The following is a 14,592-nucleotide window of genomic DNA, read 5'->3' on the forward strand; positions in this document are numbered from 1 at the left end:
GCGCGGTCTCAGATCGGAAGGAACATCACTTCGTCACCGGCCAGGCGCGCCGGATCATTCGGTTGCCGAACCAAGAGCGCGTTTGCTTCGGCGAGGACGCTGAGCAGCGAGCTGTCCTGGTTTTGGCAGGCTTTTATCCCGTCCGCGGTCACGATGGCACGCATGTAATGCTCTCGCGGCCCATTCGCGGGGATAGCCTCGGTTAAATTGGCGCTTTGAAGCGGGGTCAGAACCTGTTCCAGGCCCAGCATCTTACGGATCATCGGGGCAAGAAACAGATAGCTGCAAACCATTGCGCTGACCGGATTACCCGGAAGTCCAACCATCACGCTATCGCCCAAGCGACCGGCCATCAGCGGTTTGCCGGGGCGCATGCGGATTTTGTAAAAACTCCGCTCCAACCCCAGTGCGGTGGAGACCTGAGAGACAAGATCATAATCCCCAACCGAGGCACCGCCGATCGTAACCACCAAATCAACGTCGGCTGCTAGAGCAAAGGCGGTCTCAAGGGACGAAACCGTGTCAGAGGCGATAGGCAGAACCCGAACATGCGCTCCAACATTCTCTAACAACGCTTTAATACCAAAGGTGTTTGAGGCGATTATCTGATCCGGTCCCGGTGTTTCGCCGGGCATGATCAATTCATCCCCGGTTGCGATCAGCGCGACCACGGGTTTACGTGCAACCGGCACCATGGGGATATTCATCGCCGCCAAAAGCGCCAGATCCTCGGGGCGCAAACGACGTGGAGCCGTAATCTTGGCGCCAATTTCGAAATCGACGCCTTTTGGACGAATGTTGGATTTAGGGCCCGGCAGATCAGAAATGGTGATTAGGTCACCTCGGCGATCAACATCCTCTTGAATGACAACAAAATCTGCACCTTCAGGAATAGGGGCGCCAGTGAAGATCCGAACCGCCTGTCCGGGTCCAACCTGACCGTCAAATCGCCGACCGGCCGCAGCCTCGCCAATGACTTTGAACATGGCGTGCGGCTCTACCTCGGTCGATTTTACCGCGTAGCCATCCATCGAAGACGAAGCGAATGGCGGCTGATCGCGTGTGGCTGCTACATCCTCGGCCAGTACTCTACCCGCCGCATCCATCAAGGGAGCCGTCTCTGAGGGGAGGGTGTTTACAAGATCGAATAACTGCGCCCGGGCGCTTTCAACGGTTATCATTTCGCCTCGTAACGGCCTGATTTACCACCATCTTTTAGCAAGACGCGAATGCCGCCAATTTCCATTGCCTTATCGACGGCTTTGGCCATGTCGTATATGGTCAGTGCGGCGGTTGAGGCCGCTGTCAGCGCCTCCATTTCCACGCCGGTTTGACCAGATGTCTTGACGGTTGCCTGTACCTGTATGCCGGGTAATTCTGGGTCCAGTGTCAGGTCTACGGTAACTTTAGTCACTGGCAGTGGGTGACATAGCGGGATCAGATCGGGTGTCTTCTTTGCCCCCATGATACCGGCCAGACGTGCAACCCCCAAGACGTCACCTTTTTTGGCGCGACCTTCTGCGATCAAGTCGAACGTATCTTGTGCCATCGTGATATGAGCCGCTGCGACGGCGACACGATCCGTGATGGGCTTGTTCGACACATCGACCATATGAGCCTGTCCCTGGGCATCAAAGTGAGTCAGCGGCATCACATCACACCCGGGCTGAGCGGACGCGACAGCAGATCGTGTGTCGCTTCTGCGACGTCATCCTGACGCATCAGGCTCTCGCCAATTAGAAAACAACGCGCACCGAAACGGGCGATATCGGCCAAGTCTGCTGGAGTGCTCAACCCGCTTTCGCAAACGATGGTCCGGTCAGCAGGAACTAGTTTTGACAGGCGGCGTGTCGTATCAAGAGTGGTCTCGAAGGTCTTGAGATTACGGTTGTTTATCCCAATCAACGGGCTTTTGAGCTGCGTTGCACGTTCCAGCTCGGCTTCATCATGAACTTCAATCAGAACGTCCATGCCCCAGTCAAAGGCGGTCTGTTCCAACTCAGACGCCTGACTGTCATCAACCGATGCCATGATGATCAGAATACAATCCGCCCCAAGAGCGCGGGCTTCGGCCACCTGATAGGGATCGTACATGAAATCTTTGCGTAGAACCGGCAAAGAACAGGCTGCGCGTGCCTGAACCAGAAACTCTTTGGCACCCTGAAAGCTGGGCGTGTCGGTCAACACGGAAAGGCAGGCAGCGCCGCCTTCTTCGTAAGCCTGTGCAAGTGCTCGTGGATCAAAGTCAGCGCGGATCAGACCTTTGGAGGGGCTGGCTTTTTTGACTTCTGCAATCAGCCCGTACCCAGTACGTACAGCAATTTGCAAGGCTGATGCGAATCCGCGTGGTTCAGAGGCTGATCTTGCTTCGTTTTCAACAGCTTCCAGAGACTTATTGGCCTTGTCCGAAGCGACTTCTTCGAGCTTGTAAGCTTTGATTTTGTCCAGAACCGTTTCGGTCATGCGGCCTCCTGTGTAATGCGGGCCAGGGCCGCGATCTTGTCTTTGGCTTTTCCGCTGTCGATACTTTCAGCGGCTTTTGCGACACCTTCGCGCAGATCAGCAGCGGCCTCTGCGACGACCAGGGCCGCTGCGGCATTCAACAATACCGCATCGCGATAGGCAGAGGCCTCACCGTCTAGAAGAGCTCGGAAGGCTACTGCGTTTTCTTCGGGGGTTCCGCCGAGAATGTCCTCGAAGGGATGTACCGGCAGCCCTGCATCTTCGGGGTGAAGCTCGACCTCTTTGATTGCGCCGTCTTCGAGGGCCGCAATCCAACTGATACCCGTGATGGTCAATTCGTCTGTGCCGTCCGATCCGTGCACCAGCCATGCGCGTTCGGACCCAAGCAGGCCCAACGTTTCGGCCATCGGGCGGATCAACTCTCGGCTAAAGGCTCCGGTCAACTGCCGCTTGACGCCTGCCGGATTGGTCAGCGGACCGAGAATGTTAAAGATCGTCCGTGTCCCAAGCTCTTGCCGGGTGGGCATGACATGCGCAATCGCCGGGTGATGCATAGGGGCCATCATGAATCCGATGCCGACATCTTGCAGTGCATTTTCAACGGTTTGCGGGCCGACCATAACGTTGATACCCAGCTGACCTAGCGCATCTGCGGCTCCGGATTTAGAACTCAGGTTCCGGTTGCCGTGTTTGGCCACGGTGACACCGGCACCTGCAACCACAAAGGCGGTCGCTGTCGAGATATTCAGCGTTCCCTTGCCGTCACCGCCGGTGCCCACAATATCTATCGCGCCAGCTGGTGCCTGAACTGCATTGCATTTTGCACGCATCACGGCAGCGGCGGCGGCATATTCATCGACGGTCTCACCGCGTGTGCGCATGGCCATCAAAAGTCCGCCGATTTGGCTGGGTGTTGCGGCGCCGTCAAACAGGATCCCAAAGGCTTCTTCCGCTTCGGCGCGTGTCAGGGGGCGGTCGGCGGCAACTCCGATCAGCGGTTTCAGGGCGTCGCTCATGCGGGAACTTTCATCTCGGACAGGAAATTCTTGAGCAACGCGTGGCCGTGCTCAGAAGCGATGGATTCCGGGTGGAACTGTACGCCATGAATGGGCAGTTCGCGGTGCTGGAGGCCCATTATGGTGCCATCTTCCAATTCCGCCGTAATCTCCAGGCAATCGGGCAGGGTATCGCGATCCACAATCAGCGAATGATAGCGCGTCGCCTCAAACGGCGTGGGCAGGCCCGCGAACACACCTTTACCGGTGTGGTGCATTGTTCCCATTTTTCCATGCACAATCTCATGGCAACGCGTGACTTTCCCACCGAAAACCTGACCTATGGTCTGATGGCCAAGGCAGACACCCAACAAAGGCGTCCGTGTTTCGGCGGCTGCCTCGGTCAGGGCAAGGCAAATGCCTGCCCGGTCAGGGTCGCAAGGGCCAGGGCTGAGCAGGATGCCAGCGGGGTTCATGGCCATCGCTTCTTGCACGTCCAGCGCGTCATTCCTTCGAATGACCATTTCCGAGCCAAGTTCGCCTAAATAATGTACGAGGTTGTAGGTAAATGAGTCGTAGTTGTCGATCAGCAGCAGCATTTGGCTCTTGTCTCGTGTTGGGCATTTCGGGCTGGCGATGCAACCCAAGGCCACGGTATAGTGTTGGCACATACATGCTCAGGCTTGTGGGGCAGCGTCAAGGGTGCATCCCGAACTTGGCGGTCCTGCAGGCAGGTGCCACAACAGATGGTGCAAGGGCAAGGCAGCAGGACTAAGGCGAGAGGCAAATATTATGGGCGGATTTGTCGGCGGAATGATCGCAGGCGCAGTTGTCGTTGTGGTGCTGGGGGCAGTCTTATCGCTCAACGCGCCGCTGTCGAAAAAGCCGTCCATAGCGACAGTCGCACCAGAACCTGCACCGGTGCAGACGTCGGAGAGCTCCGAGGTTGTCGCTGAGGCGGGTGCAGATGCCGATCTGCTCAAACTCCCTGCGCAGACGCCCGAGAATGAAGTCGAAGAAGAGGATTCTCTGGCCGGTTTATCCGAAGCTGAGAACGCCCCGGACAGCCAGCCGGTAGTGAATGACGTAAGCGTTCCGGTCGAAGCGCCGACGCCCAGCGAGGCGGATTCCGTAAGCATCTCGAGTGAGGCCCCGGTCGTTCCGCGAATGCCTGTCCCCGTTCAGCCTGCGCCGCTTGCCGACCTCAGCCCAGATGCCGCAGAAGATGCCCCTGAGCCACCGGCTGATCAGGTTGCTCTTGCCGAGCCCTTGCCCGAAGTCTCGCCTTCGGAATCAATCGAGCTGGAGGTGAATCCGGAGGATAGCCCAATCGCAGTGGAAGGGGACGAGGACACGCTGCCCAGTCAGCCGCTACCGCGTATCGCCTCGGTTCCGCAGATCGGCGCAGAGGACAACTCGTCGGGAAATACCACAATCGGGCGTCGTGTAGTGCCTTTGACTGAACGAGATGATGAAGCAGCCCAAGATCCGCAGGAAGAGGTTCCTGTAGGTAAACCGATCGAGGCCTTCGCAGAGAAGTTTGACAATCCGGATTCCAAACCCCTCATGTCGATCATTCTGATTGACGATGAAGGTGCATATGGCGCCGAAGCGCTTCAGGATTTCCCATATCCGCTTACGTTTGCGGTGCGCCCATCAGACCCCGATGCAGCTGAGAAAATGGCTCGACATCGGGCGGCCGGGTTCGAAGTGATGGTCACTGCTGACCTGCCCAAGGCGGCCAGCGCACAGGATGCTGAGGTATCGCTTTCGGTGTGGCTAGAAGCGTTGCCCGAGACTGTAGGAATTCTTGAAGGTGATGGATCCGGCATCCAGGGTAACCGGAAACTGGCGGATCAGGTCGCCGCCATCGCCGGTGGAACGGGTCGAGGACTGATCACTCAGGATAACGGGCTCAACACGGTTCAGAAGCTGGCCTCCCGTAATGGAATTCCGTCTGCGGTAATTTTCAGAGATATCGACGGCGCGCGGCAGGATGCAAAAATCATGCGACGTTTCCTGGACCAGGCTGCGTTCCGGGCCGGGCAGGAAGGCACTGTTGTCATGTTGGGCCGGTTGCGCCCGGATACCATATCGGCCTTGCTGCTTTGGGGTCTGGAAGACCGCGGAGGCCGCGTTGCAATGGCGCCTATTTCGGCGGTGATGATGCAAGGGGCAAAATAGGCCCGGTCGCTTCCTTCCCCGAAACAGGCAGCCCAGACGGGCTGCCTTTATCAATTCTTGCCGGACAGCGTAAATCGGGCCGCGTCAGCCGCAGCGCGTCTGATGGCGTTGGACTTGTGGACGGTTTCCATGAATTCAGCCTCTGGATCGCTATCATACACAACGCCACCACCGGCCTGAATATATAGCTTTTGATCCTGAACGATGGCCGTTCGCAGGGCGATACACATGTCCATGTCTCCGCCGGCGCTGAAATAGCCGACGCCGCCGCCGTAGACACCGCGTTTTTCCGGCTCAAGCTCATCAATGATTTCCATGGCTCGTACCTTGGGCGCGCCCGAGACAGTCCCCGCAGGCATTCCTGCAAAAAAGGCGTCCAGCGCATCCATACCCTCGGCCAGTTCACCCACAACGTTTGAAACGATGTGCATAACATGGCTGTACCGTTCAATGATGAACTCTTCGGTCGGGCGCACCGTTCCGATCTTTGAAACCCGCCCGGTGTCATTACGGCCTAGATCCAACAGCATCAGATGTTCGGCCAGTTCTTTCTTGTCGGCCAGCAATTCAATTTCGTAAGCTTTGTCCTCTTCCGGGGTCGCTCCACGTGGACGCGTCCCGGCGATGGGTCGTATGGTGACTTCATTGCCAAACACGCGCACCAGGATTTCCGGGCTGGCACCGATCACCTGAAACCCGCCAAAGTTAAAATAGAACATGAAGGGCGAAGGGTTTGTTCGCCGCAGCGACCGGTACAGCGCAAATGGAGGCAGCGGGAAATCCTGCGTCCAGCGCTGCGCTGGCACTACCTGAAAGATATCACCAGCGCGGATGTATTCCTTGGCTTTCTCGACCGCCTCCAGATAGCCGGATTTGGTAAAATTCGAGACGGGCGGGGCGACTTCGTACGCATCGCCAAGGTCGCGTGTTTCAGCAGGCATCGCCCGCTCCAGATCGCGCACTGCGTCCATGACGCGCTCGGCTGCCTGGGCATATGCAGCCTTGGCCGACTGGCCATCGCTGACCCAGGCGGGGGAAACGACCGTGACTTCGCCCTTCACACCATCCAGAACCGCGACGACAGAAGGACGGAGCATGACGGCATCCGGCAGGCCCAAAGGGTCGGGGTTGATGTTCGGCAGATGCTCGACCAAGCGCACCATGTCATAACCGAGATAGCCAAATAGTCCCGCCGCAGCTTGTGGAAGGTCGTCAGGCAGCTCGATCCGGCTTTCGGCCAGAAGCGTCCGAAGGTTGTCCATCGGATCGCCATCTTGCGCTGTGAAAGTGTCCGGGTCGAACCGGGCCGAGCGGTTCAGTTCAGAGGTCTCAGCGCGACAGCGCCAGATCAGGTCGGGTTTCATACCGATGATCGAATACCGTCCGCGGACCTCGCCACCAGTTACCGACTCGAGCATAAAGGCGTCTTTTTGCGCTCCGGTCAGTTTCAGCATCAAGGAGACAGGCGTATCAAGATCGGCTGCCAGACGGGTGTAAACGACCTGGTTCTCGCCGGCCTCATAAGCACGGGCGAAGCTGTCAAACTCTGGGGTCAGGGCCATATTCGGTCTCTTAATTAATAGCTCGCCTGAACGGCGTTCAGTGCTTGCTGATCCACCACAGGACGGGCGCGGGCCTGGGCGTCGCGAACATAGGCATCGAAAATGTTCTGTGCCAGAGCCTGATTCAGCTGAGCGGCAAGCGCTTGTTGAACCTGACGGCGTTCATCGGTCTCGGCAGGGGGCAACAATTCGTCAAGTCGAACGATCAACGCGACCCCGGCACCGGGAACGACACGATAGCTTCCTAGTTCCATGTCGAACACTTCCGGCATGAAACCTGCGGGTACATCTTCTAGAAATGCAGTTCGTGTCAGAGCGTTTTCCACGCGGTGAGGTAGGCCGGTCGTGGTGAAATCCCCGTTCTCCTGCAACTGCTCCAACACGGCATTCGCGTGGTCTTCCAACGCTTTGTCAGTTTGAACCTGTGTCCAGGCCGCCGCAACGCGATCACGCGCTGATTCCAGCGGTTCAGGCCGACGAGGCAGCGTTTCGTTCAGGCGCAGCGCAAAGATCGAACCGTCCTCCAGGAATGCAATCTCGGGAAAATCCCCGTCTTGCACGGCTTCGGCTGCACTGCGGAAACCGTCATATGCGGCCACGCCATCCTGACTGGCGCGAGTCCAGTCGATCTGTCCCAGCTCCATCCCGGTCTCGGCTGCTAACTCCTCGAGTGTTGCCCCGCCTGCAAGCAGGTCATTGATGTCTTCGGACTGAGCCTCGATCTGGCGGCGCGCACGGTCTGCGGCCAACTCTTCGCGCAGAGCTGGGGCGGCGTCTTCGAAGGGAGTGTTGTTCTCAGCCAGCGAGCCGTTGATACGGAAAAGGGCAGGGCCGAATACCGAGGGCAGAGGTCCAACAACAGTGTCCAGTTCAGCCGCGAAAATGGCCTCGGCCGCATCGCCTAGGTCGTCGCGGGTAACGTCGCCCAGATCCACGTCGCTCAGCTCAAGCTCACGGTCACGGACAAGTTGTTCGAAGGTTGTCCCGCCAACTTCAATCTGTGCCATGGCATCTTGCGCAGCGGCGTCATCAGAAAAAGAAAGGCGTTCAACAAGGCGGCGCTCGGGTTGCTGAAACTCGTCTGCGCGCTGTTCGAAAAGCCGGAGAACTGAATCTTCGTCCACCTCGACACTATCCAGCAGCATATTGGGCGACAGAATCGTATAGGTCAGCTTTTTGGTGCGGGGCAGGGAAAACTGGTCCTGGTTCTCGTCGTAATAGGCCTGGATTTGTTCATCGGTTGGGGTTGCAACCGGCTCTGCCAAAACTTCGGGTGAAACGGTTGCAACAGTAAAGCTGCGGCGGGCACCGACAAAGTCTGTCAGAACTTCAGTCAGGATCGAGGGCATTTCTACTCCGCTGACCACGGCATCCTGCACGATGGTCCGTGCGGATTCTTTCCTCAGATCGGTTTCAAACTCGGTGTCGGTCATGCCAACCTGTTCAAGCTGAAAGCGATATGCCTCACGGTCGAAAGAACCATCAGGCCCCTGAAACGCAGGGATCGAGACGATTTCTTCCTGCAAATTTTCATCGCCGATCGAAATACCCAGCAGACCAACTTCGTTATCCAAAGCAGCCAGCGCGGTGAGGCGCGACAGAGCCAGCTGGTCCAAGCCAAAATCGCGGGCCTGTGACATTTGCAGGGGCTGGCCGGTCTGGCTTTCGACCGCGCGGATTTCGCGCTGAAGTTCGCGGACGTAATCGTCAATCGAGATATCTTCGTTGCCCACCTGTGCTACAGTGCGCACAGTTCCAGTCAGGCTGGTCGCGCCAAATCCTGCAAGGCCCAGCATCAAAAGACCCATGAGGATCCAGACAAAGGTCTTTGATAGATTTTTCATGCCTGCGGCCATGGTGCCCTCTTGTTTTATTCGGCAAGTATTTGCCCTGTCGGTTGCGGCCCTGAATACGACGCGCACCGCCGGGGGGCAAGCTTAGAAGGAGAGAGCGTGCAGGCGGTCAAACAATTCCGTAATTCCGTTGCGATCAAGATTGGCAAATGCGATGCGGACTTGTCGTTTCCCGGCCGGGTCGTGATCGGGCATGAACATCGTGCCTGGCAGCAACAGAATGCTGGCATCCGTGACCAGCCGACGGGCTAAATCATCCGAAGAGATGTCAAACGGGTGTTCGAAATAGGCAAAATAGGCGCCCAACCCAAGCAACCGCCATCCTTTACTGGTCAGTTTGGGAAGTTGTCTTGTAATGACAGCGCGACGGTCGAGGATTTCCCTTCGTTCATCGGCCAGCCATTGCGACAGGTTTTGCATCCCCCAAAGCGCACCAAACTGACCGATTTGGTTTGGACAGATCGCGACGGTATCCAGAAATTTCTCAATCTCAGACAGCAGCGACGGACTGGTCGCAACAGCACCTACTCTGTGACCGGTCAGACGGTAGGCCTTTGAAAACGAATATAGATGAATCAGAGTGTCATCCCAGCCCGGCAGAGCGAACAGATCGTGGGGCGGGCCGCTGCGGCTGTCGAAATCGCGGTAGGTCTCATCAACCAAAAGCTTAATTCCGGTTTCGCGCGACAGTTCGAAAAACGCGCGCAGCAGTTCAGCCGGGTATTCGACACCGCCGGGATTGTTCGGGGTGACCAGAGCAATGGCGCGGGTCTTATCCGTTATCAAATCCCGCGCCGCGTTCACCTCTGGCAACAGTCCATCATCAGTTCTCAGATCAATGGCGTTAACACCTGTCATATCCAGCCACATTTTATGGTTGAAATACCATGGCGTGGGCAGAATGACCTCATCCCCTTGGTCTGTGATGGAGGAAATCGCTGCGGCGAAGGCCTGATTGCAGCCAGAAGTAATGGCAACCTGTTCCTGTACGACAGGTGCGCCATAATGATCCGAAATCTGGCTGGCCAGCTCAGACCTGAGGGCGCTGTTGCCCAGAACCGGGCCATAGAGATGAGCGGAATCCTCGATCGACGCATAAGCCGCCATCGCCTGACGCATCTCAAGTGGCGGCGGATCGACTGGGGCCGCCTGACTTACGTTTATCAAGGGCCGGTCTTCAGGGAAGGTCACGCCTTCGATCCACCGGCGCGCCTCCATGACTGGGGGCGGAAAGGTGGCGGCGGTGCGTGTCCGTGTCATCTCAGTGCCCCAGTCAGTTGCTGCGCTTGGGCCGGATCAATCCGTGCCCCGGTAGGGTTCGACATATTGCAAAGCCATATCCCACGGGAAGAAAATCCAAGTGTCCTGGCTGACTTCGGTGATGAAAGTGTCAACCATCGGGCGGCCTTTCGGCTTGGCATAAACAGTCGCGAAATGCGCCTTGGGATACATCGCCCGCACCAGTTCCAGAGTTTTGCCACTGTCGACCAGATCGTCGACAATCAGGATTCCGGTGCCGTCGCCCATGAGGTCAGCGTCGGGTGCTTTGAGCACTTCGGCTTCGCCTTGATCCTGGTGATGGTAGGAGCGCACGCTGATCGTGTCGACTGTGCGAATGTCCAGCTCGCGGCTGACAATCATCGCCGGTGCCATACCGCCACGGGTAATGGCAACGACGCCACGCCAGGCCCCATCATTCGGACCTTGCCCATCCAGCCGCCAAGCGAGCGCTCGGGAATCGCGGTGAATCTGATCCCAGCTGATGTGAAAGCCTTTTTCGTGGGGCAGGCGGTCCTTGGCACTCATGATTCAACCCTTCTCAACATCTGGAGCATCAACGGCTTTCATACCGACGATGTGGTATCCCGAATCCACATGCAGGTTCTCACCAGTGACACCGCCGCTTAGATCGGAAAGCAGATACAGCGCCGAGTTGCCCACATCGTCGATGGTCACATTGCGGCGCAGGGGTGAGTTATATTCGTTCCACTTCATGATATAGCGAAAGTCGCCGATGCCGCTGGCGGCCAGTGTCTTGATCGGCCCGGCCGAGATCGCATTCACACGAATGCCGTCCTTGCCTAAATCCTCGGCCAGATATTTGACCGATGCTTCCAGCGCGGCTTTGGCAACGCCCATGACATTATAATGCGGCATCACCTGTTCGGCGCCGTAATAGGTCAGGGTGATGGCGCTGCCGCCTTCGGTCATCATCTTTTCGGCACGCTGCATCACGGCGGTAAAGGAATAAACCGACACGTCCATCGTGAGGTTGAAATTCGCCCGCGACGTATCAACATAGCGCCCGCGTAGCTCATTCTTGTCTGAAAACCCGATTGCGTGGACAACAAAGTCCAGCTTTCCCCATTTCTCGGATAGCGCATCAAACAATCCGTCGATCGAGGCTTCATCGCTGACATCGCAGGGCAGGACGATTTCACTGCCCAGCTGTGCCGCCAGAGGGTCAACGCGCTTTTTCAAGGCATCCCCTTGATATGAGAATGCTAACTCGGCCCCGGCCTCGGACAAGGCGCGGGCGATTCCCCATGCGATTGATTTGTCATTGGCCAGTCCCATGATGAGGCCGCGCTTTCCGGCCATCAACTGATTTGACATGTTCGGTTCTCCGCCTGTCTTCGCGTTATGTTGCGTTGGTTTATGCCATTGGCTGGTCTGCTTCAAGGCCGTGCACTCTTGCCCGTGGCGGGAACTCGCCCTAGGGTATCCCTCAATAGTTTCCAGGGGATGGAAATGAGCGAACGTGATGGCATCTTCGCAGGAACCGACCCATTTGCAATAGCAGGGCGGTGGCTGGGCGAAGCTGTGAAGAGTGAACCCAACGATCCTAACGCGATTGCACTGGCAACCGTGGGCGAAGATGGTATGCCCAATGTACGAATGGTGCTGTTGAAAGAGATCGAAGCCGACGCCTTCGTTTTCTACACAAATTACGAAAGTGCCAAGGCAGGCGAGTTGGACAATGCTGGCAAGGCGGCCTTCGTGATGCATTGGAAATCTTTGCGGCGTCAAATCCGCGTTCGTGGTACAATCACGCGCGAGGATGGACCAAAGGCTGATGAATATTATGCCTCCAGGTCATTGAAAAGTCGGCTTGGTGCATGGGCGTCCAAGCAATCTCAGCCGCTTAGCAGCCGTTCCGCGCTGATGGCGGATGTGGCGAAAGTGACCGCAAGGCTTGGCCCTAACCCTCCGCGCCCTAAATTTTGGGGTGGTTACCGGCTTGTGCCGACGGAAATTGAATTCTGGGCAGACGGCGCATTTCGTCTGCATGACAGGTTCAGGTGGTGCCGGGATGACGCTGATTCCGAATGGCAGATTCAGAGGTTGAATCCATGACGTTCACGTGTCGCGAATTGCAATGCGCAGATAACAAAGGGATTTTTCACCTTGAATTTGCGCGTCAATCCCATACACATCGGACCCTTAACAAAGTGAAAAAAAACGCAGTGGGACCACAGTGCCAGAAGATCTGAACAACATGTACCGCGTCCGAGGACACGTTAAATGGTTCGACCCTGCCAAAGGATACGGCTTTGTCGTATCGGATGAAGGTGGGCCGGATATTCTGCTGCACGTAAACGTTTTGCGTAATTTCGGTCAAAGCTCGGTTGCAGACGGGGCGGGCATCGAAATTATGACGCATCGCACTGATCGCGGTGTGCAAGCTGTCGAAGTCATCAGCGTCGATCCGCCAGCGCGCGCCGATACGATGATGCTCGCGGATTTTGCTGAACTTGATCCAGTTGAGATTGCAGCGGCTCCTTTGGTGGCTGCGCGGGTTAAGTGGTTCGACAAGGGCAAGGGGTTTGGCTTCGCTAATGTATTCGGGCGTGGCGAGGATGTGTTCCTGCATATTGAGGTTCTACGCCGTTCGGGGCTTGCGGATCTGCAACCCGGTGAAGCATTGGCCATGCGGGTCATAGACGGACAGCGTGGTCGGATGGCGGCCCAGGTTATGGCCTGGGAAGCAGCTATGGATGACTGATCTGCCATGGCAGGGCTTTTCAAGGTTCTGACTGTCGTCTTGTTACTTTGGGCCGGTGGCGCAGAAGCCGCCTGTCGTACAGATCGTGTTAGCCTGAAAAATGATAAGTCCCAAATCGGCTTTGATATTGAACTCGCCGTGTCGCCACAGGAGCGATCGCGCGGACTCATGTTTCGAGAATCGCTTCCGGTACGTTCAGGGATGCTGTTTGTATTCGACCCGCCGCAACCTGTTGCGTTCTGGATGAAGAACACGCTGATTCCTCTGGACCTGATCTTCATAGATAAGACGGGTATGGTAACGAAAGTTCATCACAACGCGATTCCCGGTGATTTGACCCCCATCGGAGGGGGCGATTCGGTATTCGCGGTGTTGGAAATCAACGCTGGTCTCGCAGATCGTTATCTGATCACGCCTGGAACACAGATCCAGCACAAAGTTTTTTCACATGGTCCGGCGATTTGGCCCTGTTAGGGCTTTTCAAATCAGAACGGCACGGTTAGGAAGGCGCACGGTTCGGGGCGTGGCGCAGTCTGGTAGCGCACCTGTTTTGGGTACAGGGGGTCGTAGGTTCGAATCCTGCCGCCCCGACCACTTCTTCAAAAATTAAAATGGCGACCCACCCATCGTTCGATAGATGGCGCTAAGGGTTTTATCCAATTCTTTGCTTTCTACAGGGACTTTTGCAGCAGGCCCTGTTTCGCGCGGCACATTAAAAAACAGATCCGCTTCAACTAGATAGCCACCTGCGTTTTTTTCGGCGGTCAGCCGAGTCACACTTTTGGGTAGGTTCTGTGGATAGCCGTCATAGTTGAGAATCAGGTAGGCTGTGGTCTTCGGAGGCAGAAGTTCCTGACACTCGAACTGACGATTTCCGATTTTCCTAAATTCCTCACCCGGGCCGTTGCAAGATGTCTCGAACGTAGCAAACAACTTGTCGGGAAAGGCTGAGAACTGCGCGCTGCGCGATGTGGCGGGCGTTTCTTGTGGCGTGCAGGCCACGATCAGGGCAAACAGGGAAATTATTCGAAACGCGGTCATTGATCGGTCTGCCCTTTGTTGGATGTGCTTTTAAGCGCACCTCTGAGTAATGTCGAAATCGGCCGGATGCTGATTCTATTTCAACCTAGACATCTTAAGGCTGGTTTATCAAATCGCGATAAGTAAGCCGGAAAGAACGGTTAATCGTATTGCGGACTTGGCCAGGTGATGGCGAACCATGGCGGATAACTCTGTGGAGGAATCGGAAACTGTCCTTCACCAGTTTGTCTATGCGGATCGGTCAACATAAAAGATTCCAAAAATGGCGGAAAAAGGCCGTTGACGATCTATGTGTGAATACGCCAGATTGTATAGGCCGAAAGTGCTGCCACTAAATCTGGTGGAAAATCCAGAACGTGGCACAGGGCGAGGGCTGGAGAGCACATCATACTTACGTGCGTCCGTCGGAACGGGGTCACGCTGCTTCGGGCAGCGGCCGGTTTCCTGCGCCCAAGATTTTCGGTTAGGGCAGATGGTCCGTTTATTGG

Annotated in this window: 15 protein-coding genes and 1 tRNA gene; 5 read left to right on the forward strand and 11 right to left on the reverse strand. The window is 56.6% G+C overall.

Annotated elements, in window-relative coordinates:
- Positions 1 to 8: 8 nt before the first annotated feature.
- The 5 genes from AC2FGB_RS02260 to AC2FGB_RS02280 are packed head-to-tail and all read right to left on the reverse strand — an operon-like array spanning position 9 to position 4,057.
- Complete coding sequence (locus AC2FGB_RS02260) at positions 9 to 1,181, reverse strand: molybdopterin molybdotransferase MoeA (protein WP_281994568.1); 1,173 nt, start codon at positions 1,179 to 1,181, stop codon at positions 9 to 11.
- The gene (gene moaC, locus AC2FGB_RS02265; RefSeq protein WP_142633607.1) at positions 1,178 to 1,651 is read right to left on the reverse strand and encodes a cyclic pyranopterin monophosphate synthase MoaC; all 474 of its coding nucleotides are present in this window, start codon (positions 1,649 to 1,651) and stop codon (positions 1,178 to 1,180) included. The genes AC2FGB_RS02260 and moaC overlap by 4 nt, the downstream gene beginning before the upstream one ends.
- A complete protein-coding gene (gene trpC / locus AC2FGB_RS02270) occupies positions 1,651 to 2,463 on the reverse strand; it encodes an indole-3-glycerol phosphate synthase TrpC (protein WP_496693482.1) in 813 nt (270 codons plus the stop codon). Before trpC ends, moaC begins: the two co-directional genes overlap by 1 nt.
- Positions 2,460 to 3,479, reverse strand: a complete 1,020-nt coding sequence (trpD, locus tag AC2FGB_RS02275) for an anthranilate phosphoribosyltransferase (protein WP_496693483.1) — start codon at positions 3,477 to 3,479, stop codon at positions 2,460 to 2,462. The genes trpC and trpD overlap by 4 nt, the downstream gene beginning before the upstream one ends.
- Positions 3,476 to 4,057 (reverse strand): anthranilate synthase component II, encoded by a 582-nt coding sequence (locus AC2FGB_RS02280; RefSeq protein WP_142633613.1) that lies wholly within the window; start codon positions 4,055 to 4,057, stop codon positions 3,476 to 3,478. The genes trpD and AC2FGB_RS02280 overlap by 4 nt, the downstream gene beginning before the upstream one ends.
- Positions 4,058 to 4,250: 193 nt before the next feature.
- On the opposite strand from AC2FGB_RS02280, the gene AC2FGB_RS02285 reads away from it, so the two are divergent.
- Positions 4,251 to 5,642: a divergent polysaccharide deacetylase family protein gene (locus AC2FGB_RS02285; RefSeq protein ID WP_496688187.1), complete on the forward strand. Its 1,392-nt coding sequence runs from the start codon at positions 4,251 to 4,253 to the stop codon at positions 5,640 to 5,642.
- Between the two features lie 50 nt (positions 5,643 to 5,692).
- Here AC2FGB_RS02285 and trpE read toward each other — a convergent pair whose 3' ends face one another.
- The 5 genes from trpE to fabI all read right to left on the reverse strand — a co-directional run bounded on the left by trpE (position 5,693) and on the right by fabI (position 11,673).
- Entirely contained in the window at positions 5,693 to 7,204 is a 1,512-nt protein-coding gene (gene trpE, locus AC2FGB_RS02290; RefSeq protein WP_496710089.1) for an anthranilate synthase component I, read from the reverse strand.
- Between the two features lie 14 nt (positions 7,205 to 7,218).
- Positions 7,219 to 9,060, reverse strand: a complete 1,842-nt coding sequence (locus tag AC2FGB_RS02295; RefSeq protein WP_281994571.1) for a peptidylprolyl isomerase — start codon at positions 9,058 to 9,060, stop codon at positions 7,219 to 7,221.
- Positions 9,061 to 9,141: 81 nt separating this feature from the next.
- The gene (locus tag AC2FGB_RS02300; protein ID WP_496693485.1) at positions 9,142 to 10,317 is read right to left on the reverse strand and encodes an aminotransferase; all 1,176 of its coding nucleotides are present in this window, start codon (positions 10,315 to 10,317) and stop codon (positions 9,142 to 9,144) included.
- Between the two features lie 36 nt (positions 10,318 to 10,353).
- The gene (gpt, locus tag AC2FGB_RS02305; protein WP_142633622.1) at positions 10,354 to 10,863 is read right to left on the reverse strand and encodes a xanthine phosphoribosyltransferase; all 510 of its coding nucleotides are present in this window, start codon (positions 10,861 to 10,863) and stop codon (positions 10,354 to 10,356) included.
- Positions 10,864 to 10,866: 3 nt separating this feature from the next.
- Positions 10,867 to 11,673, reverse strand: a complete 807-nt coding sequence (gene fabI / locus AC2FGB_RS02310) for an enoyl-ACP reductase FabI (RefSeq protein WP_142633624.1) — start codon at positions 11,671 to 11,673, stop codon at positions 10,867 to 10,869.
- A 135-nt stretch (positions 11,674 to 11,808) separates the two neighbouring features.
- Here fabI and pdxH point away from each other — a divergent pair, with 135 nt between their 5' ends.
- The 4 genes from pdxH (at position 11,809) to AC2FGB_RS02330 (ending at position 13,657) form a co-directional block, all read left to right on the forward strand.
- Entirely contained in the window at positions 11,809 to 12,414 is a 606-nt protein-coding gene (pdxH, locus tag AC2FGB_RS02315; RefSeq protein WP_271947254.1) for a pyridoxamine 5'-phosphate oxidase, read from the forward strand.
- 142 nt (positions 12,415 to 12,556) lie between these two features.
- Positions 12,557 to 13,063 (forward strand): cold-shock protein, encoded by a 507-nt coding sequence (locus AC2FGB_RS02320; protein WP_282021219.1) that lies wholly within the window; start codon positions 12,557 to 12,559, stop codon positions 13,061 to 13,063.
- 6 nt (positions 13,064 to 13,069) lie between these two features.
- Entirely contained in the window at positions 13,070 to 13,537 is a 468-nt protein-coding gene (locus AC2FGB_RS02325; RefSeq protein ID WP_142633632.1) for a DUF192 domain-containing protein, read from the forward strand.
- Between the two features lie 43 nt (positions 13,538 to 13,580).
- Positions 13,581 to 13,657, forward strand: a tRNA-Pro gene (locus tag AC2FGB_RS02330).
- Between the two features lie 12 nt (positions 13,658 to 13,669).
- On the opposite strand, the gene AC2FGB_RS02335 is transcribed toward AC2FGB_RS02330, so the two are convergent.
- Positions 13,670 to 14,104, reverse strand: coding sequence for a hypothetical protein (locus AC2FGB_RS02335; RefSeq protein WP_496675753.1), 435 nt, complete (start codon positions 14,102 to 14,104; stop codon positions 13,670 to 13,672).
- Between the last annotated feature and the right edge of the window lie 488 nt (positions 14,105 to 14,592).

This window comes from Ruegeria sp. CDSC021 (assembly GCF_059610845.1).